The following is a 25,113-nucleotide window of genomic DNA, read 5'->3' on the forward strand; positions in this document are numbered from 1 at the left end:
TAAACATTAAAGCTTAACTTCAACACCTGCATAGATTTCACGACCGTGAAGTGAGCCATAAATGTAGGCTACGTCATAGCCACCATTGGCATCGAAGAACAATGGTGAATCACCACGTTTGATTTGAGTTTCTTCAAAGATATTCGAAACTCCGGCATAGATTTTTGTGCTTTCAGTTAACTGATATTGCACTTTGATATCAGATGTTGAGAACGCTGGACCGTGAAGCGTTTTCTTGGTGCTCTTATCCCCTTTTTTGTTGTAACCCTCGTAACCATATTTAGCCAAATCTTTACTACCAAACCACACGGTTGACCAAAAGACTTTTAGGTTCTCTTTTTCATATTGAATTTCAAAGCTTGCACGCTCTTCGACAGGCGCAATAGAGTAAGACGAGCGAAAGTGTTTGTCGTATACGAATTTCTCGACGCTAGCATTTACTGTCCAATTATCATTGATGGTATAACCCGCTGTAATATCGAAGGTGGTTACCGAAGCACTGTCTTTCAGCTGAGTGAGTAAAGGCACACCTGCATCCGTTTCTTCGAGGCTGGCAAGGTTATCTACTTTAGAATGAGCCACCGAAGTGGTAATGGCTAAATCATCTGCGTCATAGGCTAAAGAGTAACTGGCTGACAGTGATTCTTCTAAAGAATGGATATCGATTTTATAACCTTTATTGGCATCCAAAATACCGTGATCCGTTTCAAAAAATGAAAGTGGCGCACGGTAACCACGCCCAGCTGAGAAGCGAGAGGTTAGTTCATCACTGTGAAAATAACGTATGTCTAAACGAGGAGCGATAAAGGTTTCTTCGATCTCTACTCCTGTTTTTTTAGGGTCAACAAAGTCAGCCATTACTCTATCGACACGAACAGCTGTCGCTACCTCTAGTTCATCTATCGGCGTCCATGTGCTTTGGAAAAATAGACCTTTGGTTTCATAGTCGAATGAATCACTTTGATATTGCGGGTTATTTTCTAAAGCTTTTGTAGAAGAACGCATTTTTTCATGACGAATGTCTAAACCATATGTGAGCGATAACTCATCGTTATACTCAGTATCAAACTTGGCTCGAGCATAAGTCATCTTATCATTAGCCTGATAATCAATGCCCTCATAGAATGAGTCTTGCAAATGCTTAGCATAACTCACAGCAAACTCAGCAACGGTTGCATCCGTTAATTCAGAAAGATATTTAACGTAAGCTTCATCACGAGTGGTTTTGATCCACTCTGTCGTTTCCCAAGGCTTACCAATGTATTTTTTACGAACGTCATCATCTTCAAACAAATGCTCAGATTCTTTTTTATCGTAACTGGCAATGGCTGCACCAATGGATTTCACATTCTTGCCAATAACTGGGCCACCAAAAATTTCAGACTGAACCTTAGAGAGTCGTACTTGAATATTGCTGGTATCTGCAACATCTTGGCTGATAAGTGCAGTAAGAGATTTATTTTCGATAAACGGCGCTTCACTCACACCATTATCATCATGATCTTCCTGATCTTGTTTGTCATACTGACCAACCAAAGTGAGACCCGTTGTACCATCTTCTGACACGCCCGTCGCCATTGTTTTTATTGCGGTAAAGTCATGAGAGCCTTTAGCGACATCAACAGCCACTTGATTATCATACGCTTGCTTAGTAATGATATTCACTGTGCCACCAATAGCCTCTGGCGCAATTAAAGATGCACCAGCACCACGAGCGACCTCAATTCGATCAATACCTGTTGTAGCAATGGCATCAACACCGTAGAAGCCAGAAATTAGAGTATGGGTTGGCAAACCATCAACCAGAATCGTGGTATGTTCACCTTTCATGCCGTTAAGCATAATGCGCTTAACACCACACATAGAGCACTCATTAGAAACGTTAACACCCGGTTCGTTATTAATCGCAGCAGTCAGGTTTAACGCATTCTTATTTTCAATCATTAACGAATCAAGCACTTCAGTCTGCTGAATAACATCTTTTAGGCGACCCGCTTGTTCGAGCTTACGACGCACACCTTGCACTTGAATCACTTCAATGTCTTTATCAGCAGCTTCCTTTTCTGCGGCTTCAATTAAGGTTGGAGTTGAAAAAAATGAAACGGCCAACATGGCAGAATATAGAGGTGATAACTTCATAATGGACCCATACTTTTTATTGTGGTGTCAAAAACGAGCGTTAATGTAATTCATTCTCATTAACGTTAAATTGACCAATATCAAGTTAGGGAATTATTTAGGGGCTATTTATCTTTCGAGATGATTTTTGCAGCGATAAATTGGTTATTTTATGCAAGGCGGAGCTTGTGAAGTGTGGTTACTCCACATGAACAAGCGATAACGCAGCAGAAATGAACAATTTACGCTGTCTTCGATGCTTTTGAGCGCTTCCTGTTCTGTGTTGTGACCAGTTCACTTAGATTGCTAAGCTTCACTGCTCACGCCTTGAACCTAAAAACATCAGTTGAGCGCTAAGCTAGAGTTTAACCTGATAAATGATAAAGACATTTCGTTTTTTGTTGGTTCACCCATTAGATGAATCGCTTCACGCTCACAAGCTTGCTAAAACTGCCCCTAACTGCGTTGAACCTTTTGCAAGTAGAACAACTACTTGCTACAAGTTTCGCCTTGTTATCAACAATTTTATCTAAGCCTGAGAACGTTCCCAACTGATGTTTTTAGGTTGAACAGAAAAGCGCTCAAATAGCACAAAATTTAATCCTGAAAGATAAACAGCCCCTATAAACAAAAAGCTATGATTTTCACCATAGCTTTACATGTGTCACAAAATACAACCCTTAATTTAAAATCCTTTAGAAGGGTTTAACCAAAGATGAACAGTGACTTCATCTCTGTCATGGTATAAATGCTTACATTGGATTTTAAAATCCTCTACACCATTATCACGAAGTACTTCATCCATTGTGGCTAATATTTGTTTCACTTCTTTAAAACGGCTTTTCATCGGCAATTTTAAGTTAAAAATAGCTTCTTTAAACCAACCTCTTACTGCCCAGTCTTCAATTAACTCAGCGACACGAGAGGGTTTCTCTACCATGTCGCAAACTAGCCAGTAAATATTCTTTCTTGGTGGCTCAAATTTAAAACCATCAGCACGATAATGTTTGACCTGCCCTGTATCCATGAGTTGTTGGTTCATTGGGCCATTATCAATTGCGGCCACAAACATTCCTCTGCGAACCAATTGATAAGTCCAACCACCAGGACATGCCCCTAAATCCACCGCATTCATACCGCTTCTAGCACGAGTTTCCTGTTCTTCTTTGGTTAAGAAGTGAGAAAATGCTTCATCTAATTTGAGGGTTGAACGACTTGGCGCATCAGAAGGAAACTTAAGTCTTTGGATCCCCATGAAATGAGGAGAAGTATTATAACTTAGTGAATAACCGCAATACGCTTGTCCGGGCGCGATAAAGCACACATGGATAATTGGACGTTTTGAGTGTTCTTTATTAAGAAGTGAACCAGACTTTTTTAAGCCTTGACGCAAAGGAACGGTTAACTTTCGGCAAAACGTCGACAATTCTTTGGCTTCATTGGTATCAGGGGTTTCAACTCTGAGTTCACCTGCTTTTTCAACGTCTGCCAGTGATTCAACAATTGGAGTCACTCGGTCATTTTCTGGTAAAGCTTTGAGTAATTCGCCAGCCGCAAACATTTGTCTCGCAAACACCAAGTCATTGAGCTTGATTTGCTCCATCAACTTATCAGCGCCATCGGCTTCGAAAGTCTGAAATACTACGTAGGCATCATTAGGCTTGGTTTTTACAAAGCCACCAATATGTAACTCTTCAGCACGCCATTGGATCTCAGCCGCACAGTCTTTTTCATAGCCTGCACGACAATACAATACTAAGTTCTGCATGAATCTTGTAAACGGTAAATCGAAAAGATGCGGCAGTATAACCGAAAATCACTAGACGAGCAGAAAAGTTATTACTCTGGATGAACCTCAGAATTACTCTGATAAACAGCTGCAGCAAGCATCAACCAGCCAATCAAAAAACCCATTCCCCCCATTGGCGTCAGCATGGCAAAGAACTTAGTTCCCGTCAGAACATAGCTATACAAGGTGCCAGAAAAAAGCAAAATCCCAGCGATAAAAGCATAACAGGCATAATCTAACAACTTGGATTTAACCCAATGTCCAGCTAATGCCGCAGCAAGTAGCGCAAGGGTATGATAAAAATGATACTCAACCGCCAAGCCGAAAATTTGTAACATTTCACCCGATGCCACCGTCTTTAAGCCATGTGAACCAAATGCTCCAAGAGCTGTGGCTAAAAAACCGCTTAAACAGGCTATCAAAAATATTCCTTTACGCATGAATCTCTCCGATGAATTGCTCACAATAGTCTATCGCTTGTTTTAAGTTCTGCTCCCAAGTATAGCCCGACATTTTACGAGGCTGCAGACTATGGTCGCCATCGTTCACCCACTGCATCTCAACATTTTCTGGTAAATTCCACTCTGCTACCTGTTGACGGTTACCAAACCGGTCGCGCTCGCCTTGGATGATACAAATGGGATGAGACGCTCCTTGAAGTGGCTCTAATCTTGGATTCCCTCCCTTAATAGGTATAAAGGGATAGCCCACACAAAGGATACCTAGAACAGGAACATCAAGTGCTTCTGATAAAATTGCTGCAACTCGACCTCCCATAGATTTACCCATCAAGAACACACGTTTAGGCTGGTGTTCTTCAACCACTTGCTTCAAAGTACTCTCAAAATGCGCTAACAACCTCGGCATACGCTCGGGCGGTCGCTTTTTTCCATCATCTTTATTGGCTTGCATATAGGCAAAATTAAAACGCACGACTTTGTAATTTCTACTGGCAAGTGTTTCGGCAAACTCCTGCATAAAGTCTGAGTCCATTGCGGCACCAGCACCATGAGCAAACAGTACTAGCGTATCCCCTTCACCGTTAACGATAAGATTCATTGTAACAACTCACTTCGAGATTCTTCTGCGAACATCTCCAGCATCCATTCTCGAAATGCCACTACTTTCCCCAACTCAGCTTGGCTGTTTTGACAAACTAAGTAATAGGCATTTGGACTCAATAAAGCCTCTTGAAACGGTACCACTAAACGCCCTGCTTGGATATCGGGCGCAGCAAGAACACTGTAACCTAGCGCAATACCTTGACCATGAACAGCCGCTTGTAATACTAAAGATGAATGGCTGAAGATAGGCCCTTGGTTCACATTAATATTTTTAAGGCCACTTTGCTTAACCCATCGCAGCCAATCTTCACGACTCATATCATGGAGTAAAGTATGATGCTTAATATCAGATATCGAGTCTAACGGTTTTTTTCCGTTAAGTAATGCAGGAGAACAAACGGGCATCAACACTTCATTGCGCAGTTTATCTAAGCGAACATCAGGCCAGTTTCCTTTACCATAATAAATAGCGACATCGACATCATCCGTTAAGGATTCATCATCACTGTCGACCGCTTTGATGCGCACATCAATATCAGGATTCTTTTCACTGAATTGAGCTAAACGAGGCACTAACCATTGAATCGCAAAACTCGGAGACATAGCAACAGTTAAAGCACCTGTCGCACTTCGAGCCAATAAGCGCTCTGTCGATTCGGCTAATTGAATAAAAACATCTTTGATATCGAGAAAGTAACCCTGCCCTTCTTCGGTTAACAATAAAGAGCGATTCTTTCGCCTAAATAATTTTAATCCTAAATACTCTTCTAATGCTTTTATTTGATGGCTGACTGCAGCCTGTGTAACGAATAATTCATCAGCAGCCTTAGTGAAGCTTAAGTGGCGCGCAGCCGCTTCAAAAGCCTTTACAGCGTTAAGTGGAGGAAGACGTCTTGGCATAATTATTCACTCTAAATGACCGATGATTTTAGATTAGTTTTTCTAATCCAAATTATTACATTTAATCGCTTGTGAACACCAGTATTTTCGAATAAATTTTGCGCCATCGAGAAAGGAATTCTGAAGCACCTCAAGTAGTAGCGAGGTCAATCAGGAAACAGCGACTATTATTTTGAGGCAGCAATTATGAAACAACTTACTACACTATTCGGCATCATGGCTCTTAGCTTTTCTGCAACTTCTTTTGCTAATGACATCCCAGAAACGGCCATTGACACCAATCAACTACATCAAGACATCAAAGTCGATCTTAATCGCTCAATGGACAACCTGTTTACAGGCTTGATGGATGAGTCATCATCAGCAATCTTAATTGCCAAAGTTGAAAAAAAGCAGCAAACTGACGAAACAACGTCTGAAGAATAATACTATCGGTATCTTCTTTCAGGCAAACAAAAAACCGCACATTGATGCGGTTTTTTGTTATTCAAAATGAGCCTACTCTTTAGCTTTATTTGCTCTCGCCTGATGCAACTTCTTATAGCTTTCAATTAAGCGCAAGTGCGGCTCAATCCCTTCGAGTTTCATGCTCGTAGGTGTTAAGCCGCTAAAGCTCACTTCACCAGTAATAGAGCCAACCACTTGCTCCATTACTTCTTCACCAAACATACGAGTAAAGTTATCAATAAAGTGCTCTAGCTCAAGTTCATCATCTAATACCACTTCTAATGCCGCCTGCATCGCTTGATAGAACAAGCGACGAGCCACAGTGTTATCGTTATATTGTAAGAACTCTTCTGCCAACTCAAGTGCCGCCTCAAACTCACCTAATTCGAGATAGATAAGCAATTTAAGCTCAAGAATGGTGAGCTGTCCCCACACGGTATTTTCATCAAATACGATACCAATCAAAGTTGGAATATCCGTGTTATTGTCTAGTTCACTTTCTTCTAAACGCTCAACTAACGCAGCAAGCGCATCTTCATCTAAAGCATGAATATTGAGAATGTCACTGCGGAACGCTAGGGCCTTATTGGTGTTATCCCAAATCAAATCTTCTACTGGATACACTTCTGAGTAATCAGGCACCAGAATGCGGCATGCCGAAGCACCAAGCTCGGTAAACTCAGCCACATACACTTCTTTGCCTATCTCTGACAAGATGCCAAATAAGGTTTCAGACTCTTGTTCATTAGTGCCAGAGAAATCCCATTCACAGAAATCATATTCAGCTTGGTTGCTGAAGAAACGCCATGAGATGACACCGGTTGAATCAATAAAGTGCTCAACAAAATTTTCTGGCTCTGATACCGCCATACTATTAAAGGTTGGCTTAGGCACATCGTTTAAGCCTTCAAAACTACGGCCTTGTAACAACTCAGTTAAGCTTCGCTCTAACGCCACCTCAAAGCTTGGATGCGCACCAAACGAGGCGAACACACCGCCTGTTCTTGGATTCATCAAGGTCACGCACATCACTGGGAACTGACCGCCTAGCGAAGCATCTTTAACGACAACTGGGAAACCTTGTTCTTCTAGCCCTTTTATACCAGCCAAGATACTTGGGTATTTCTCTAAGACTTCTTGTGGTACATCAGGTAATACAATTTCTTGCTCGATGATTTGACGTTTAACTGCACGCTCGAAGATTTCAGATAAACACTGCACTTCCGCTTCTTGCAGGTTATTGCCTGCACTCATACCGTTACTTAAGAATAAGTTCTCAATCAGATTGGAAGGAACATAAACCGTTTCACCATCTGATTTACGCGTATACGGGATCGCACAAATACCGCGGTCGATTCGACCTGAGTTGGTATCAATTAAATTTGAGCCTGCAAGCTCACCCTCTGGGTTGTAGATTTCTAAACAATAGTCATCCATCAAGCCTGCTGGAAGTGAATCATCTTCTTCAAGCGGGAACCACTTTTCATTCGGGTAATGAACGAATTCACTATCCGCAATCTCTTCACCGAAGAACTGGTCGTTATAGAAAAAGTTACAGTTCAAACGTTCAATGAATTCACCGAGTGCCGAGCAAAGCGCACTTTCTTTGGTCGCCCCTTTACCATTGGTGAAACACATTGGCGATGCGGCATCACGAATGTGCAATGACCAAACATTAGGTACAATATTGCGCCATGAAGACACTTCAATCTTCATTCCAAGCCCTTCAAGGAGCTCAGTCATATTGGCAATGGTTTGCTCAAGCGGTAAATCTTTACCCAGAATAAACGTGCTACTGTCACCTTCAGGTGCGCCCATTAGCATCGCATGAGAGTCCGCATCAAGGTTCTCTACGGTTTCGATTTTAAACTCTGGTTCGGTTTGCACTACTTTCTTAACAGTACAACGGTCAATAGAACGTAAAATACCTTGGCGATCTTTTTCCGATAAATCTTCTGGTAGTTCAACCTGAATTTGAAAAATTTGGTTATAGCGATCCTCAGGATCAACAATGTTGTTCTGCGACAAACGAATATTATCCGTCGGAATATCACGCGCTTTACAGTACACCTTTACAAAATAGGCGGCACATAAAGCAGAAGATGCAAGAAAGTAGTCAAATGGGCTTGGTGCTGAGCCATCACCTTTATAGCGAATAGGCTGATCTGCCGTTACGGTAAAGTCGTCAAACTTAGCTTCAAGACGAAGGTTATCAAGAAAATTTACTTTGATTTCCATTGAGTTTGTCCAAGGAAGTGCGCTTTAAAAGCGAAAAACAAGAATGAAGAGGATTATCCTTGTTTTTGAAGCAAGTGTCTTGAAGAAATTAGCATTGATGAAAAAAGCCAAGTCAGCATGATGACATGGCTTATAACAAATAGGCTTACTTAGAAGTTCGGATTGAATTACTCGCTCAGGTTTACCGCTAACTCAACCCAATCAATATAATTTTCATTGGATACTTGCTCAAAACCCAAATCATAATAATTCACTTTAAGTAAGTTATGTTTAAATGCCACTAAGTTCTCTTCTCGAGCATTTTTTCTTGTTAACATTGAATCCATTATCGCTTGCTCTAAAAGAGTCAGCACTCTTTGATTAACTGTCTTTGTTTTTTCTTTCCTTGGGGTACAATCAAAAATACTAGCAAAAGAAAACTCTAGATATGATTCAAGCCCACTTTCATATCTACCTTCTCTGATTCTTTGATTGAATTGGTAGTCCCTTTCAACCATTTGGGCGACACCTCCAAATTCATACAACAGATTTAAATCCGTAAAACTTACATTTTTTCGAGTAACCAAGTAACTTGTAATTGAGATACTATCGAGTTTATTGATTGTACGTTCTCTTGTAACATCTCGATACAAAGACTCATCCAATTCTCGAATACAAAACAAAGTCGTAAGCATCAATAAATCGAGCTTAGCCCCCTCACGAAGATTACTCACAATAGCCGTTATTCGATTGATAATTTGAATCGCTGTTCTTGCTGGAATTTTAAAGGCATACAAAATACCCGTTAAGTTTTTTGTATGATTTTCAGATGAATTAAAAGGCCAAAGTGTAATGTTGCGATTATCTTTTAATGAGACAGAATCGAGCGAATCAATATTACAATGAAGTGGTAATAGCTTTTCTAACTCAGCTTGCTTTAACGTAAATCGGCTATGAAAAAATCGTCCTAGATATCGGTTTGCATCAAACCCTGAACCATACACACTTTTCACAGTATGCTGAAGCTGTTCGGTATCCGTCGCAATTACAAAAACAATGCCTTCAATATCGAAGATATGTTTAATGACCTCAAGCATTTCTACAGCATAACTTGGACGGCAACGATCTAGTTCGTCAATTAATATAAAAGCTGGGTACTGTATTTGTTTTTTCCCAACCACAGCTTCTATCCACTCTTTTACATCAGTCTTTAAGTTTCTAATAGCTTGGGCTTTGGTTTGATGCTCCTTTAACAATGCATTCGTTAAGTCTTTCGCAACATTCCCATAATCCGCTGATTTTGATGTTTGGGATTCATCTTCTGATTTGACGTCATGTTCGGTACCAAAAAGTTCCCTTATATCAATTCCTACATATCGTTTAGTCAAAGCACCAACTAAAGCGGGCGCGGCTGCTTTACCTATCTCGAATAAGTTTTTTGATGCTTTGCTCACCGCATCATCACTAACCCCAGCTTGCTCCTTTAACTGGCTAATCATTGATGAAACAACGGTTAACAGTGGATCATCAGAGTAATCCTGCTTCCAAGCATCAATATATACAACAGGGTGAGATCCCTTGAGAGATTGATAAAATCGCTTGATAAAATAGGTTTTACCTGCGCCCCATTCCGCATTCAGGTTAAGAACGTAATCCTTTTTCTTACCTGTTTCTGAGTTATAGCCTTCGGCAGCTAAAAAGTTAGCAATAAATTCAGCGTATTTACTTCTGTCTAGGGCATCTTTCGGCAAATCTTCTTTAAGTTCTTCAAGCTCAAATTCAATAGATTGATCCCATACAAAGCATCCTTGATTTGCCATTAAAATATCCCTTTATATGTGATTCAAATTTTGGAAAATATCAGAAATAAATTGGAACAAAGATAAGGAATAAGCAGACTGAAAGCTTATCCTTATCTCTATTTTTGATGATGAATTCAGACTTAATTAAGGACGATAAACCTTAACATTCTTATACCCTTGCTCAAGTAAATAAAGAGCTTGAAGTTTACTCATCACGCCACGGTCACAGTACAGTAAATAGCTATGGCTTTGGTCTAAGTCCGCAAATTGAGTACCCAGTTTAAAAAATGGAATGTGCTTAACTTCAACACCTTCAATTTCTAATGGTTTACGCTCTTCTTCTTCAGGTGAGCGAATATCAATTACGACCTCTTGACCTTTTAGATCAGACACCACTTCGGTCTCTGTGACTTGCTCATCCATCTCAGCGGCAATATCACGAATATCCATCACAATGGCTTTTGCCACTGTTTCTTCAATAAGATTTTCGGAGAACTTTTCTTCTTCGGATTCAATTTTTGATAGAACAGCTTTAACGGTTGGCTTTTGTGAAATCACACCACAGTATTCAGGGATCGATTTAGCAAAGTCTTCAGTGCCAATTTCACGACTTTCATCAATGATGTCTTGCTTATCCATGGCAATTAATGGACGAAGGATAAGCAAGTCAGTCGAACGATCAATCACGTTCAAGTTAGTCAGGGTTTGACTAGATACCTGCCCTAAGCTTTCGCCTGTAACCAAAGCTTGGATCTTCATTCTATCTGCCACTTTAGCCGCACAACGCATCATCATACGTTTGAGTACAACACCCATTTGACCGTTATCGATTTTTTCCAAAATCTCAGTGACCACATCTTCAAACGGAATAGTAATAAACTTAACGCGATGAGATTCGCCGTAGTTCTTCCACAAATGATACGCAACTTGCTTCACACCAATTTCGTGTTGAGCTCCACCAAGATTAAAGAAGCAATAGTGAGTACGCGCCCCTTTTTTGATGAACTGGAAGCTAGAAACGCCAGAGTCGAAACCACCTGAAATCAGCGATAACACATCTTCTTGAGTCGCCATAGGGAAGCCACCCAAGCCTTTAACACGCTCAACCACCATGAACAATTTTTCTTGCTCAATTTCAAGGTTTACGGTGATGTCTGGATTCTTCAGTTTTACGCCTTTCGCTTCGGTAAACTGGTTTAAACCACCACCCACATAACGTTCAACTTCATTTGAGTTAAACTCATGTTGACCATTACGCTTTACACGTACACAAAAGGTTTTGCCAGCCAGCCGTTCTTTGTAAACTGGCAGCACTTGCTGATAGATATGATCGATAGACTCAAAGGTATACTCTTCAACCTGTAAACTATGAGCAATACCCGGAATGCAACTCAATCGAGTTTTCACTAAATCAACGATTTGTGAGTCATTTGGGGATTGAACCACAATACGATCCCACTGACGTTGCACCCGCACGTCATCATCCACTCGTTTTAAGACGTTACGCATATTCGTCTCAAGCATTTTAGTGAAACGTAGTCTCACTGAGCGGCTTTTCATCATGATCTCTGGGTACAACTTAACAATAAACTTCATCGGGGTTCCGCAAACTTAACAGGTCAAAAATAAGTGGCGGGATTATACCCAAGAAGAGTATGAATTCATAATGTAAGAAGCCAGTTTTAGAGAAAGCTCGCTTTTATCTTAATGTAATCTCATGTAATGTACTGCACCTTTTTCATCAGCTTTAGTAGGCATAAACAATGTTAGTGGGTTTTGATTACGGCAGCGCCAATTGCTCCATTGGTTACATGGTAAACAACACAGTAAAAATGGTGCCATTAACCGACAGTGGTAACTACATCATGTCGACGCTTTATGCCATGGATAGAGAACTGATTGCCGAAGCTGTATACCAAGATCTCCCTGATGCTCAAAAAGCAGAGTATGCCAAGTTACGCGCATCACAATTAAGACGAGCTAAAGCCGCTCGCCATGAACTGGACTTAGAACCGAACGAGCAAGCGGTTTTTATTGGTGAAGAAGCCTTTAATGCTTATTTAGATATGCCAGAAGAAGGGTTTTATGTTCGTTCACCTAAATCTTTTTTAGGTGCTAAAGGGCTTCGTGCAGATCAAATTGCCTTATTTGAAGACATCGTTACCGTAATGATGCAACGAGTAAAGCAGCAAGCGGAAAAGAAACTGCAAGCAACCATCACTCATGCCGTAATTGGTAGACCAGTAAACTTTCAAGCCATTGGCGGTGAAGAAAGCAACCAACAAGCCGAAGCTATTTTGAGTATTGCCGCTAAACGGGCTGGCTTTGAAGCGGTGGAATTCTTATTTGAGCCCATTGCCGCAGGTATGGATTTTGAAGCGAGCTTAAAAGATGAAAAGTCCGTTTTGATTGTCGATGTTGGCGGTGGTACCACTGATTGCTCATTGATAAAAATGAGCCCTGAGCGTTTGATGGAGACCGACCGTAACAATGACTGTTTAGGACACAGCGGTCAACGTATTGGCGGCAACGACATTGATATCTCATTGGCTATGCAAGGACTTATGCCAGAGTTTGGCTCAGAATCCTTATTAAACAATAACCGTAAAATCCCACAACAACCGTTTTGGAATGCAGTGGCAATTAACGATATCAGCGCTCAACGAGAGTTTTCGGCTTTAAGCTGTAAAACCCTACTTGCCGATTTGATGAAAGATACGGATTCTCCTGAGAAGCTGTCTAGACTGCAATGCGTGCAAGAACACAGGCTGAGTTATCAAATCGTAAAGTGTGCAGAATCAGCAAAAATAAGGCTTTCCGACGACGATAATCATATTGCTGCACTTGATTTCATTGAGCAAGACTTAACCGTAGATTTAAGCCTTGCCACCTTTGTTCAAGCGATTGAATCTCCAGTGGCTAAGATTGAAAACTTAATGAAGCTTGCCGTTGAAAAGGCTGACTGCAAACCTGAAATCATTTACGTTACCGGCGGCACAGCAAGAAGTCCGGCAATTCATGATCGCATCAAGCAAGTGTATCCAAACATCGAAATCATCGTTGGTGATCACTTTGGTTCAGTAACGGCTGGTCTAGCTCGCTGGGCGCAAAGAGTGTTTTGATAAACGTGCTTAGATTCAACCTAAAAACATCAGTTGGCTACGTTCTCAAGCGTAGAAAAAATGATTGCTAGCAAGGCGTAGCTTGCAGCAAGTAGTTGCTCTACTTGCAAAAGTTACAACGCATCTAGCGGGCATTTTAGCAAGCTTGCGGGCGTTGAGCGTTTCATCCATTCGGTGAATAATTAAGACATTGAAATTATTGCTAACTCAAATAGATATTAACTTATTGAGCGTTCAACTGATGTTTTTAGGTTCAATCAAGCCTTAACCTTAACTCGATTTCGATTATCTCGACTTTGCTTGATGAACTCATCACCAGCTTGAATCGAGTTACAATCTTTTTGCATCGCTTTTGCCAAACGATCGTAAAGTAATACATTCACAGAAGCCGCTAAGTTCATACAACCGACAGTAGGGACATAAACCACGCTGTCGGCTCTATCAATCAGCTCTTGGTCAATCGTTCCATCTTCTGGACCAAAAATGTATAACGCATTTTCAGGATGCTCGAACTCTGGTAATGGCGTCGCACCGACCACCAAATCAACACAAACAACTTTGTGATCTTTAGGCACGGTGTCAAACAACGCTTCGACACGCTTGAGAGGAATGGTTCGAGCCGCGTTTTTAGTATCGATGTTAGGCTGTTGTTTTTGCTGCTTAACCGCCCTATCGTAACGTGCGCCAGTATAGACAACCGCATCGACTTGATAGCAGCCACAGGCTCGCATTACCGCATCAACATTAATAGGCGTTTTGGGGTTTTGAAGGCCAATGGCAACATGAGGTGTTTTCATAAAAATCATTCCCAAGCTATAAAAAAGAGAGCCTACATATCTGCAAGCCCTCTTAATTATTCTATATGAGAATGGGTTATTGCCCAACGTTAATCTCGTCAGACTCCATCGCCTTTCCTTGCTCAATCGCAATTTCAACACGCCGGTTTTTGGCTCTATTAGCTGCTGAAGTATTTGGAAATAGTGGTTTTGTCGATGCCATACCAACAACTTTTAAACGAGACTCATCAAACCCTTTCGCTTTGATCATCTCATGAGCAACAGAAAGTGCTCGCTTACTGGATAGTTCCCAATTGGAACGATAAAGCTCATTACTGATTTTCGTATCATCCGTATGCCCTGAAACCGTAATAATACCCGGAATATCTTTCAGCACTTTACCAACTTTACGCACTATAGGTCTAAATCTAGGTTGTAAAAATCCAGAACCTGATGCAAATGACCCTTTCTCACGAATACGGATGATAATTTGCTGCCCTAGTGATTCCACTTCTAAAGCACCATCTTGAATTTGCTGTTCAAGTTGTTGAGCAATTTTCTTCACTTGCTCATTAATCTGATCTTGTTGCGCTTGTGCTTCTTGAGAATGTTTTGCCACTTCTACTTCTTGAGCCGTGGCAATCGAGTCACCACCACGTTTTTCACCTTGCTGCTCTTGCACACCACCAGCACTATCAGCATCACCTGGTTGGAACTTCAAGGTTTGCTGAGTCATATCATCAGTTTTTTGATTGATGGTATCAATAGGTGTTGGCTCTGGACGCCCAGGGCGAAACTCTAACGCGATAACAGAGGTACCTTTAGGAATGTCTTTCACATTCACTTGGTTTTGCACACCAAAAGCAAATTTCATTGAACCAGCTAATTGTTTAAACTTAAGCACGTCCATTTCAGAAAATGCTAACAGCAAAACGAAAAAGCACATTAATAGCGACATTAAATCGGCAAAGGTAGCCAACCACATAGGAGCACCTGGCGGTGGGCAGTCACATCCCTTCTTCGCCATGCTTATTCTCCCTCTGCGCTACTTTCACCACGCTTTTTCTCTGACAAATAACTTTTTAAGAAGCTTTCAATTACTCGTGGATTTTGACCATCTTGAATGGCTAATACCGCATCCATAATAAGATTACGATTTAAGGTTTCTTCGCCCATTCTCAGTTCTAATTTATCCGCAATAGGTATTGCCACCATGTTGGCAATAACGGCCCCATAAAGCGTGGTAAGCAATGCTACAGCCATTGAAGGGCCAATGGTTTTAGGATCATCCATAGATTGCAACATGGCAACCAGTCCAATCAGAGTTCCGATCATGCCCATTGCTGGTGCTACATCGCCCATGGCTTTAAAGATACCAACACCGATTTTATGGCGCTCGGCCGTCAAATCGATTTCTTTCTCTAGCGCAGTTCTAACCATTTCACCATCATGGCCATCTACCAGCATATCAATGCCTTTTTGCATAAAACTATTTGAAATTTGAGCTTCTTCAAGCGCCAAAAAGCCACCTTTTCGTGCTGCATCTGCCATACTAGTGCATTGTTCAATCAGCTCATCCGGTTTATCCAGTTTGAACATGAAGGCTTTAATCGCTACTTTAACAGCACCAAAAAACTGTCCAAGGTTGTACTTCATCATTACCACGAATAATGAACCACCAATAACGATAAGCAGCGACGGCACGTTAATAAAAACCCCGATACCACCACTGGTGACCATCGACGCAATTACGAAGCCAAAAGCCCCAAGAATTCCAATCAGCGTAGCTAAATCCAAAACCGTCCCTCAAATATTGCTTTTAAATCGCGTCTATAAACTGCGGCATAGTGTATCTAAAGCCAAGTGTGAAGTCGTGGCCTTGACGCACAATCTTTAACCAGTCAGATTACATTTCGCTCACATATTTATCGGTCATGGTTTCTAAAGGTTTAGAAATAATTAAATCTCTGCTCTTTATTGAGCAATTATTCCACGAGGAAATTTGACCCACATCGCCTGCTGATATACCTTGTGACAGTTTCAACGGCTGCTTAGGGAGCGAAAATTTTGGCCAAGAAATCTGAAAGTTTAACGTTCGAACAATCGTTAACTTCATTAGAAAAGATTGTAACCGAACTTGAAAAAGGTGATATACCGCTAGATGATGCGCTAAAGCAATTTGAGCAAGGCATTGCGCTTGTGCGCCAAAGTCAGCAAAAACTGGAACAAGCACAACAAAAAATTTCAATACTGCTTGATGATAACGGCCAAGAACAATTAGTTCCTTTTGACAATAATGGTGATCAGTAGTGAATCAACCCATCTTGACTGATGCTATTGCTCAATACCAAGACCGTATTAATCATTATCTAGAGCAACAATTAGCGTGCTTGCCCGATCACGCTGCAGGCTTGAAAAGTGCGATGCAACACGGTGCGCTACTGGGCGGAAAACGTATTCGTCCCTTTCTTGTTTACAGTGTTGGCGATATGCTGGGTGTGTCTCTCGATAAGTTAGACATTTGCGCTGCCGCTATTGAATGTATTCACGCATATTCATTAATCCATGACGATTTACCAGCGATGGATGATGATGATCTACGCCGTGGGCAGCCTACCGTTCACATCGCCTATGATGAAGCCACTGCTATTTTAGCTGGTGATGCACTTCAAACGTTAGCTTTTGAGATATTATCTGGCGACACCGAATTTACGCCACAGCAACAACTCGCTATGATCCGTTCAGTATCAAAAGCAGCAGGTTACCTTGGAATGTGTGGTGGTCAAGCCATTGATTTAGCATCCACAGATAAACAAATTGATTTAGAACGACTGACTCAATTGCACGCCCTAAAAACAGGAGCACTCATTTCTTGCTCTGTTGAACTGGCGATAATTGCTGCTGATGCAAATGACGTTGACCGCGCGTCTTTAATGAAATATGCACAATCTCTAGGGTTAGCCTTTCAAGTTCAAGACGATATTCTTGATATTACGTCTTCAACAGAAGAACTTGGAAAGCCACAAGGGTCGGATGAAGAATCGAATAAAAGTACATTCCCACAATTACTTGGTTTGCAAGGCGCGCAACAAACCGCAACACAATTAATTGAGGATGCACTATCCGCTTTAAGTAAATTACCCTACAATACGCAGTTAATCGAACAATTCGCCCAGTATATCGTGGCACGTCGAGTATAAGATTCAGTATAAGCATGGATATTTCGCAATTTCCGGTACTGGCAAAAGCTAATACCCCTGAAGAACTCAGGCTTCTCCCTAAAAGTCAGCTGTCTCAGTTGGCTAATGAATTACGAGAGTTCTTACTAAAATCTGTTGGTAAATCCAGCGGACATTTTGCTTCTGGCCTTGGCACTGTAGAACTAACAGTGGCACTTCATTATGTCTATAACACACCCTATGATCGTTTGGTGTGGGACGTTGGTCATCAAGCTTACCCACATAAAATTCTAACCGGTCGTCGTGACCGTATGCATACCATTCGTCAAAAAGACGGTTTGCATCCTTTTCCATACCGTGAAGAAAGTGAATTCGACACTTTTAGTGTCGGTCACTCCAGTACTTCTATTAGTGCTGCTCTAGGTATGGCAATCGCTGCGAATAAAGAGCAATCTGGTCGTAAAGTGGTTTCTGTTATTGGTGATGGTGCAATTACAGGTGGTATGGCGTTTGAAGCCCTAAACCACGCTGGTGCCCTCCACAATGACATGTTAGTCATTTTAAATGACAATGAGATGTCAATTTCTGAAAATGTTGGCGCCCTAAATAATCATCTTGCTCAAATTATGTCGGGACGCTTTTATAGCACCATCCGTGAGGGTGGTAAAAAAGTGCTCAAAGATATGCCAATGGTGAAAGAGATGGTTCGCCGTACTGAGGAACACCTCAAAGGTATGGTCGTGCCGGGCACCTTATTTGAAGAGCTGGGCTTTAACTATATCGGCCCCATTGACGGACACGATGTTAATGCTTTGGTGGAAACACTTGTCAATATGCGTCAGCTCAAAGGGCCACAATTTTTGCATATTATGACCAAAAAAGGTCGTGGTTATGCTCCTGCCGAGAAAGACCCTATTGGCTGGCATGCTGTACCTAAATTTGACCCAAGTGAATTTAAAAAACCTGCGAGTAAGGCCAGCAGCCCAAGCTTTTCTCAGGTATTTGGTAAGTGGCTTTGCGATGTTGCCACCAATGATGAGAAATTACTAGCAATTACACCAGCCATGCGTGAAGGCTCTGGTATGGTGGAATTTTCTCAGCGCTTCCCTAAACAATATTTTGATGCCGCCATTGCTGAGCAACATGCCGTAACACTAGGTGCAGGTTTTGCTGTTGAAGGCTTCAAACCAGTTGTCGCAATCTATTCGACTTTCTTACAGCGTGGCTACGATCAATTGATCCATGATGTTGCCCTGCAAAAATTACCCGTGTTATTTGCAATTGACCGTGGCGGCATTGTTGGCGCTGATGGTCCAACCCATCAAGGTGCCTTTGACTTAAGCTACTTACGCTGTATTCCTAATATAGTGATTATGGCGCCTGCTGATGAAAACGAATGTCGTCAGATGCTATATACCGGTTATCGTTACAACGATGGCCCAACGGCGGTTCGTTACCCTCGCGGCAGCGCAACAGGGGCAGAGCAGATTGAGGAAATGACGGCTCTAGAAATTGGCAAAGGCCGCATGATGCGCCAAGGTAAAAATATTGCCATTTTAAATTTCGGTACTCGTTTATCTTCAACACTTTCAGCAGCCGAAACCTTGGATACAACGGTTGCAGATATGCGTTTTGTAAAACCGCTAGATGAAGAATTGTTAAAAGACCTAGCCGCTTCTCATGATGTGATTGTGACCGTGGAAGAAAACGCCATTATGGGTGGTGCAGGTTCTGGTGTCATTGAGTTCTTTGCTAAACACAAGATACTTAAACCCACCTTGCAGATTGGTTTACCTGATGAATTTATTAAGCAAGGCACTCAAACAGAAGTTGCAGCAGAGCTTAATATTGACGCAGAAGGTATCATTAAACAAATCAACGAGTTTTTAAAATAGGAGCTGATTTTCAGCTCCTTTTTTTTATCTGTTTTCCATCCCACGGTCAGGATTAATCATAATTAACCCAATGGACTTTTAAAAAAGACTCAACTGTAAGATAGTCCTGTTTACAATTTGATCATTGCTAACTTTATTTTTCATGTCCGCTGAATCTACCTTAAATCTTGATCTAGAATATGCAGTCACAAATTACCTAGGCTCCGTTCATAGTGTAGATTTGACCACAATTGCGCAACATGAAGGAAAGCAATTGTCAATCACCGCCAATGGGATAACGAGAATCTATAAAGTCTCAGCATCGTCGACAGCCTGTGGAAGTAATTCCACTTGGTCTATACGCCCTGTAGGCTGGAAAAACTTTTTTGTCGCTTCTGAACATCAGCGGTTAATCGAAAAGGCGATTACTCAATTGGATTCAAGTGTAGAGATTATCTATTTCGTCAAATTTAAACTCGATGAAAAAGTTTATGAAATGCTTAAATTTGGTGTAAATCTAGACGTTTTTGCTCCCATAGCCCCTAATGAAACTCCTTTATGGGTCGCTGTAGATAAACAAAACTCTGCCATCGTAGCTAGGCTACTCAAAGAAGGTGCCTCCCCTAATACAGCAGGAATGAAAAATCAAATAACTCCACTCCATATCGCTGCCTACAAGGGGTACGGAGAAATAACGAAGTTGTTACTTGAAAATAATGCTGATCATTGGGCTTGTGATCAACACGGACAAACTCCAATTCAGGTTGCATACACAAAAAAACATTTTCACATTGTTGAATTACTTGATGAAAAAATACAAAAAGAGCCTAAAGCTGAAATTTCTAGTGCATTAGTATCATTGCAAAATGATAGTGTTGACAAAGATGGCGGCTGGAATTGCGTTTTCGTACCAGAGCAGAAAGCAACAATTCAAGCAAGTGAAGATGATGACAATCACACAGAAGCAATTGAAAAAATACAAAAAACTGAAAGTGGAAAAGAAGCTCAAACTGACGACCGCTTTGAGACAACAACCTTTGAAAATACTTTCGATGATCCTTTATATAGCTGAGTAACTATGATGAACGGCGACATAAAGTCGCCATTTATAATCATGATGCCTTGATTTTCATCTGCAAGTATCACAAGTACAGTAAATTAACCTTGAGACACCATCACCATTGCTGGGCGCAATAGGCGGTCATTCAACATATAGCCTTTTTGCATCACGGCCATCACAGTATTAGCAGGGTGGTCATCGCTAGGTTGCATACCAATGGCTTGATGTTGATCTGGATTGAAAGTTTCTCCGGTAGGGTCAACCACTTTCACTCCAAACTTTTCTACAGCGCTCATTAAAGTCTTACGAGTTAGGTTAACACCTTCATGCAACGCTTTCATTGGGCCTTCTTCATCTTCGATGTTTAGGCCTGCTACTGCGTGATCCATGTTGTCCATAACTGGCAAAAGCTCATTCACAAACTTCTCTAATGCAAACTTACGTGCTTTTTCAACATCCATAGCTGCACGACGACGAATGTTGTCAACTTCAGCAGCAGCACGTACAACAGAGTCTTTTTGCTCATCGACCTTAGCTGTAGCAGCAGCTAGAGCTTGTTCTAACTCTTCGATACGAAAATTAGCCTGAGTCAATTCATCCACTAATTCAGGAGACTCAACGGTTTCAGCTTCTGTTTCAGGGGTAGCCACTTCATCCATTTGTTCTTCTTGTACCTTTTCTGCTTCTTTACTCATCTTAACTCCAGCTATACAAGCTTTATTACGACCATTAGCTACGGGATACCCTAGTAATGGTATTTTATCTACTATGCGCTTATTATGGGGATCATTTTTATCGTTTCAACCCCAAATCACTGTACTCTAGTAGTTTAACGGTACTAAACTAAGTTAAATCAAGGTAACCAGAACTTTAATATCTGTATGAAGGCAAAATTTACCACCATAGGACTTATTGGCAAACCTCAACATTCTGGGGCTAATGCAACCCTAACGGCACTGAATCACTGGTTAAAATCTCGTGGTTTGAAGGTATTGGTTGAATCAAGAGTCGCTAAAGATATTGGTGAAGGCGTCGAAGCGGTTGAACTGATAGAAATAGGCAAACGTTGTGACTTAGCCATTGTCGTTGGCGGTGATGGCAATATGCTGGGAGCAGCTCGAGTCTTATCTCGGTTTGATATCGGAGTAATAGGTGTCAACCGTGGAAATTTAGGCTTTTTAACTGATATATCTCCTGATGACTTTGAAAGCACACTCGCTGCGGTTTTAGAAGGTGATTTTGAAGTTGAGCAGCGTTTTTTGCTGGAGGCAGAAGTTCATCGTCATGGTAAGTTAAAAGCCAGCAATAGCGCTGTTAATGAAACGGTATTGCACCCTAACCAAGTCGCACACATGATTGAGTTTGAAGTCTATATCGACGACAAATTCATGTATAGCCAACGTGCTGATGGTATGATTATTTCAACTCCAACTGGATCAACGGCTTATTCATTGTCCGCAGGTGGAGCGATATTAACGCCCAATTTAGATGCGCTAATTTTAGTTCCTATGTTTCCACACACAATGTCATGCCGACCTATTGTTGTGGATGCGAAAAGTACAATAAAGCTGTTGGTATCACCCGAGCATGAAGACAACTTTGAAGTAAGCTGCGACGGTCACGTACACCTATCTGTTCTCCCCGGTGATGAGATCATCATTCGAAGAAGCCCAGAAAAATTAACGCTAATCCACCCAAAAGGCTATAGCTACTTCCATGTCCTTCGTAACAAGCTAGGTTGGGGAAGTAAATTATTCTAAGCTGATCACAGTTTTAATCCTCAAACTTGTCCAAAGTCAATTTTTCTTATTTTCAACTTGTTATCATCAAAAATGTGAGAATAGGAACAAAATACTGCTCAATGTACTTTTGAACAGTTTGAGGAAAATGAAATGAAAAAAATTATACTCCTAGCATTAGCTTGTGCTGTATCGGCACCAGCACTATCTGCTGACATTGCCGCAGGTAAAGCAAAATCAATGATGTGTGCAGCTTGCCACGGTACTGACGGTATGTCGATGATCCCAATGTACCCAAACCTAAAAGGTCAAAAAGCACAGTACCTTGAAAAACAATTGAGAGACTTCAAATCTGGGGCTCGTAAAGACCCAACCATGGCACCAATGGCAATGCCTTTATCGGATGCCGATATCAAAAACATTTCAGCTTATTATGCAAGCTTGAAGTAAATTTGAGTCGCCCAAAAATTATGGAGACCCCCCCCTCTCAGGTCTTCATAATTTTGTCTTTGTATTTCCTCTAATTACTTATTCTTGAGTAAATTACTCAACTAAATTTTGATCTTCGTCAAAACCTCAGTACAAGACTCAACCAAACATTGATTTCGATCATTACCTGACTGATTCAGTCAACTTATGATGCCTCTATCAAAGTGCGACATTTTGTCGCACCCAGTGTTAGAGGACACGATTGTGGGCATTAAAGGATGGAAGTTTCAGCAATCATCATTAGCGTTAATCATGCTATTTATGTCTTTGCTGATCATCAGTTTTACGAGTCACGCACTATTTGTCAGCCCACCCAAAGATCCGATACCTATTATCGAGAAGACCTTTCCAGAAGCGACCCTAATCACCGATAAGCAAGGTGAGTATCATCTTAGAAAGATCCTCAAAAACGATACTCTGCTGGGCTATGCTTTTGAGACCAATGACATAGCAAAAATTCCAGCTTATTCAGGTGAGCCTGTAAATATGTTGGTTGTTATCGATCCACAAGGAAACTATGTCACCGCTAACGTATTAGAGCACCACGAACCCATTATTCTTGCTGGTATACCTGAAAGTAAGCTTGATGATTTTGCTGACCAATACAAAGGGCTTTCTGTCAGAGACCGTTTAAAAGTCGGTGGCAATAGCTCTGAAGGTACGATCAACATTGATGGCCTTTCTGGTGCAACCGTGACGGTAATGGTAATGAACGTTGCCATCACTAAGGCAGCCAATAAAGCCGCGATTTCTTTAGGTATTATCGAACCTAAGTCCAATGTTATCCAACCAATCTCAACCATCAAACAAGATGTGCTTGAAAAAGCCGACTGGCTGAAACTGACTGGCGATGGCTCTATTCGCAAGCTTTATCTCAACCGCGCTAAAGTCGATGACGCGTTTGTTGGTACTGAAGCCGAAGATATCGAAAAAGCGAAGCCTTCACAGAAGGAAGATATGTTCGCTGAGGTGTATTACACCGTAGCGGATATTCCAACTATCGGTCGCAACCTTCTTGGTGACGCTGAATATGAATACCAAATAAAACATCTTAAAAAAGGTGAGCACCTTATCGCCTTGCTCGGAAATGGTTATTCATTCAAAGGTTCTGGCTATGTGCGTGGTGGTATTTTTGACCGCATCCAAGTGCATCAAAATGATGAAGCCATTGCCTTTCGTGATTTAGACCATCAACGTCTGACGGATATTTATATTGCTGGTGCGCCTCAGTTCCATGAAATGTCGTTGTTCAGAGTGCAAGACCACTTTGAATTTGATCCCGGTGCACCTTGGCAATTCGAACTGTTAGTTCGTCGCCAAACAGGTCCTGTTGACAGTATTTTTACCAGTTTCAAAGGTCAGTATGACCCACTCGAAAAGTATGTTGATACGCCACCAGCAATCGTACCTGAGCCAGAGCTAACGCTCGTTCAGCAAGTATGGAAAGACCGCACGCCTGAAGTCATCGTATTGTGTGCTTTAATTGGCGTATTACTACTCGTCCTATTCTTCCAAGATGTGTTGGTTAAGCACCCAACCTTTATGCACCGCTTACGCCACAGCTTCTTAATCATCGTGGTTGTGTTTGTCGGCTGGGCTTGGGGCGGTCAGTTATCTGTGGTGAATGTATTTACTTTCTTACATTCATTAATGAGTAACTTCTCTTGGGATTTATTCCTGCTCGACCCAATCATCTTCACCCTATGGTGTGCCGCTGCGGTAACCATCATCTTATGGGGACGTGCGGTGTACTGTGGTTGGTTATGTCCATTCGGGGCGCTACAAGAGCTAGTCAACGTCGTTGGACGCTGGCTGAAACTGCCACAAATCGAATTACCATTTGCCGTACATGAACGCTTATGGGCGATTAAATACCTCATTCTTCTGGGCTTATTTGGACTGTCTTTAGACTCTCTAGCCCTTGCTGAACAGTTTGCTGAAATTGAGCCATTTAAGACCACTTTCTTACTGAAGTTCGATCGTGAGTGGCCATTTGTTCTGTACGCATCAGCCCTGATTTTAATCAACTTGGTTAACCGTAAAACCTTCTGCCGCTACTTATGCCCACTTGGTGCCGCCCTTTCAGTGGGTAATGGTATCCGTTTATTCGACTGGCTTAAGCGTCGAAAAGAGTGTGGTCAACCATGTCAAACCTGTGCCAAAGAATGCGAAATCCAAGCCATTTACCCGAACGGTGAAATCAACATGCGTGAATGTCACTACTGCTTGGATTGTCAGGTGACTTATTACGATGAGGAGAAATGCCCTCCTCTGAAAAAGAAAGCTTACAAACGTAAGAAAGAGACCCGAGAATCCCCAAAGAGCTGCGCTTCAGCGAGAATTCTTTGAGGAATAGGCAAGGCATTTAAGAGAAGGAATAGCGGGACTATTTAGAGCTTAAATAACGCAGCATATTGCTCAAAGAAACTCGCACTTCGTGGGCTTCTCAGCGTCAATTCTGCTGCATTGTGCGAGTTAACAATAGAAACCATTATTGCTGCACTCACACGCTTTGCATAATTAACGCTGAGATAGCC

21 protein-coding genes are annotated in these 25,113 nt (G+C 41.6%); 9 read left to right on the forward strand and 12 right to left on the reverse strand.

The window, feature by feature from the left end:
• Positions 1-6: 6 nt before the first annotated feature.
• The 5 genes from AC1EU0_RS00450 to AC1EU0_RS00470 form a co-directional block, all read right to left on the reverse strand.
• On the reverse strand, positions 7-2,139 hold the full coding sequence (locus AC1EU0_RS00450) for a TonB-dependent receptor plug domain-containing protein (protein WP_480299918.1): 2,133 nt from the start codon (positions 2,137-2,139) through the stop codon (positions 7-9).
• Positions 2,140-2,803: 664 nt separating this feature from the next.
• Positions 2,804-3,886, reverse strand: a complete 1,083-nt coding sequence (gene rlmM / locus AC1EU0_RS00455) for a 23S rRNA (cytidine(2498)-2'-O)-methyltransferase RlmM (RefSeq protein WP_480299919.1) — start codon at positions 3,884-3,886, stop codon at positions 2,804-2,806.
• A 71-nt stretch (positions 3,887-3,957) separates the two neighbouring features.
• On the reverse strand, positions 3,958-4,347 hold the full coding sequence (locus tag AC1EU0_RS00460; RefSeq protein WP_121838764.1) for a DUF423 domain-containing protein: 390 nt from the start codon (positions 4,345-4,347) through the stop codon (positions 3,958-3,960).
• Complete coding sequence (locus tag AC1EU0_RS00465; protein ID WP_480299920.1) at positions 4,340-4,966, reverse strand: alpha/beta fold hydrolase; 627 nt, start codon at positions 4,964-4,966, stop codon at positions 4,340-4,342. The genes AC1EU0_RS00460 and AC1EU0_RS00465 overlap by 8 nt, the downstream gene beginning before the upstream one ends.
• On the reverse strand, positions 4,963-5,871 hold the full coding sequence (locus AC1EU0_RS00470) for a transcriptional regulator GcvA (protein WP_480299921.1): 909 nt from the start codon (positions 5,869-5,871) through the stop codon (positions 4,963-4,965). The genes AC1EU0_RS00465 and AC1EU0_RS00470 overlap by 4 nt, the downstream gene beginning before the upstream one ends.
• A 186-nt stretch (positions 5,872-6,057) precedes the next feature.
• On the opposite strand from AC1EU0_RS00470, the gene AC1EU0_RS00475 reads away from it, so the two are divergent.
• Positions 6,058-6,297, forward strand: coding sequence for a hypothetical protein (locus AC1EU0_RS00475; RefSeq protein WP_480299922.1), 240 nt, complete (start codon positions 6,058-6,060; stop codon positions 6,295-6,297).
• A gap of 72 nt (positions 6,298-6,369) precedes the next feature.
• Here AC1EU0_RS00475 and AC1EU0_RS00480 read toward each other — a convergent pair whose 3' ends face one another.
• The 3 genes from AC1EU0_RS00480 to thiI form a co-directional block, all read right to left on the reverse strand.
• Positions 6,370-8,556 (reverse strand): OsmC domain/YcaO domain-containing protein, encoded by a 2,187-nt coding sequence (locus tag AC1EU0_RS00480; RefSeq protein ID WP_480299923.1) that lies wholly within the window; start codon positions 8,554-8,556, stop codon positions 6,370-6,372.
• A 167-nt stretch (positions 8,557-8,723) separates the two neighbouring features.
• Complete coding sequence (locus tag AC1EU0_RS00485) at positions 8,724-10,355, reverse strand: KAP family P-loop NTPase fold protein (RefSeq protein ID WP_480299924.1); 1,632 nt, start codon at positions 10,353-10,355, stop codon at positions 8,724-8,726.
• Positions 10,356-10,481: 126 nt separating this feature from the next.
• A complete protein-coding gene (gene thiI, locus AC1EU0_RS00490) occupies positions 10,482-11,933 on the reverse strand; it encodes a tRNA uracil 4-sulfurtransferase ThiI (RefSeq protein WP_480299925.1) in 1,452 nt (483 codons plus the stop codon).
• Between the two features lie 167 nt (positions 11,934-12,100).
• Between thiI and yegD the strand changes: the two genes are divergently transcribed.
• On the forward strand, positions 12,101-13,459 hold the full coding sequence (yegD, locus tag AC1EU0_RS00495) for a molecular chaperone (RefSeq protein ID WP_480299926.1): 1,359 nt from the start codon (positions 12,101-12,103) through the stop codon (positions 13,457-13,459).
• A gap of 257 nt (positions 13,460-13,716) precedes the next feature.
• Here the strand turns inward: yegD and AC1EU0_RS00500 are convergent, their stop codons facing one another.
• From AC1EU0_RS00500 to pomA, 3 genes are all read right to left on the reverse strand, one after another.
• A complete protein-coding gene (locus AC1EU0_RS00500; RefSeq protein WP_480299927.1) occupies positions 13,717-14,256 on the reverse strand; it encodes an RNA methyltransferase in 540 nt (179 codons plus the stop codon).
• Positions 14,257-14,332: 76 nt separating this feature from the next.
• Positions 14,333-15,262 carry a flagellar motor protein MotB gene (locus tag AC1EU0_RS00505; protein ID WP_480299928.1) on the reverse strand — a complete coding sequence of 310 codons (930 nt, stop codon included), beginning with the start codon at positions 15,260-15,262 and terminating at the stop codon, positions 14,333-14,335.
• 2 nt (positions 15,263-15,264) lie between these two features.
• Positions 15,265-16,032 carry a flagellar motor protein PomA gene (gene pomA, locus AC1EU0_RS00510; protein WP_480299929.1) on the reverse strand — a complete coding sequence of 256 codons (768 nt, stop codon included), beginning with the start codon at positions 16,030-16,032 and terminating at the stop codon, positions 15,265-15,267.
• A gap of 270 nt (positions 16,033-16,302) precedes the next feature.
• Between pomA and xseB the strand changes: the two genes are divergently transcribed.
• From xseB to AC1EU0_RS00530, 4 genes are all read left to right on the forward strand, one after another.
• The gene (gene xseB / locus AC1EU0_RS00515) at positions 16,303-16,545 is read left to right on the forward strand and encodes an exodeoxyribonuclease VII small subunit (RefSeq protein ID WP_121838775.1); all 243 of its coding nucleotides are present in this window, start codon (positions 16,303-16,305) and stop codon (positions 16,543-16,545) included.
• 11 nt (positions 16,546-16,556) lie between these two features.
• Positions 16,557-17,435 (forward strand): (2E,6E)-farnesyl diphosphate synthase, encoded by an 879-nt coding sequence (gene ispA, locus AC1EU0_RS00520; RefSeq protein WP_480300495.1) that lies wholly within the window; start codon positions 16,557-16,559, stop codon positions 17,433-17,435.
• An 8-nt stretch (positions 17,436-17,443) separates the two neighbouring features.
• A complete protein-coding gene (gene dxs / locus AC1EU0_RS00525) occupies positions 17,444-19,309 on the forward strand; it encodes a 1-deoxy-D-xylulose-5-phosphate synthase (RefSeq protein ID WP_480300496.1) in 1,866 nt (621 codons plus the stop codon).
• Positions 19,310-19,721: 412 nt separating this feature from the next.
• Positions 19,722-20,360 (forward strand): ankyrin repeat domain-containing protein, encoded by a 639-nt coding sequence (locus AC1EU0_RS00530; RefSeq protein WP_480299930.1) that lies wholly within the window; start codon positions 19,722-19,724, stop codon positions 20,358-20,360.
• A gap of 86 nt (positions 20,361-20,446) precedes the next feature.
• Here the strand turns inward: AC1EU0_RS00530 and grpE are convergent, their stop codons facing one another.
• Positions 20,447-21,043 carry a nucleotide exchange factor GrpE gene (gene grpE / locus AC1EU0_RS00535; protein ID WP_480299931.1) on the reverse strand — a complete coding sequence of 199 codons (597 nt, stop codon included), beginning with the start codon at positions 21,041-21,043 and terminating at the stop codon, positions 20,447-20,449.
• A 186-nt stretch (positions 21,044-21,229) separates the two neighbouring features.
• On the opposite strand from grpE, the gene nadK reads away from it, so the two are divergent.
• The 3 genes from nadK (at position 21,230) to nosR (ending at position 24,925) form a co-directional block, all read left to right on the forward strand.
• Entirely contained in the window at positions 21,230-22,108 is an 879-nt protein-coding gene (nadK, locus tag AC1EU0_RS00540; RefSeq protein ID WP_480299932.1) for an NAD(+) kinase, read from the forward strand.
• 132 nt (positions 22,109-22,240) lie between these two features.
• A complete protein-coding gene (locus AC1EU0_RS00545; protein WP_121838780.1) occupies positions 22,241-22,537 on the forward strand; it encodes a c-type cytochrome in 297 nt (98 codons plus the stop codon).
• A gap of 291 nt (positions 22,538-22,828) precedes the next feature.
• Positions 22,829-24,925, forward strand: a complete 2,097-nt coding sequence (nosR, locus tag AC1EU0_RS00550) for a transcriptional regulator NosR (RefSeq protein ID WP_480300497.1) — start codon at positions 22,829-22,831, stop codon at positions 24,923-24,925.
• Positions 24,926-25,113 lie beyond the last annotated feature (188 nt).

Source organism: Parashewanella sp. 2210YD4-3 (assembly GCF_056591735.1).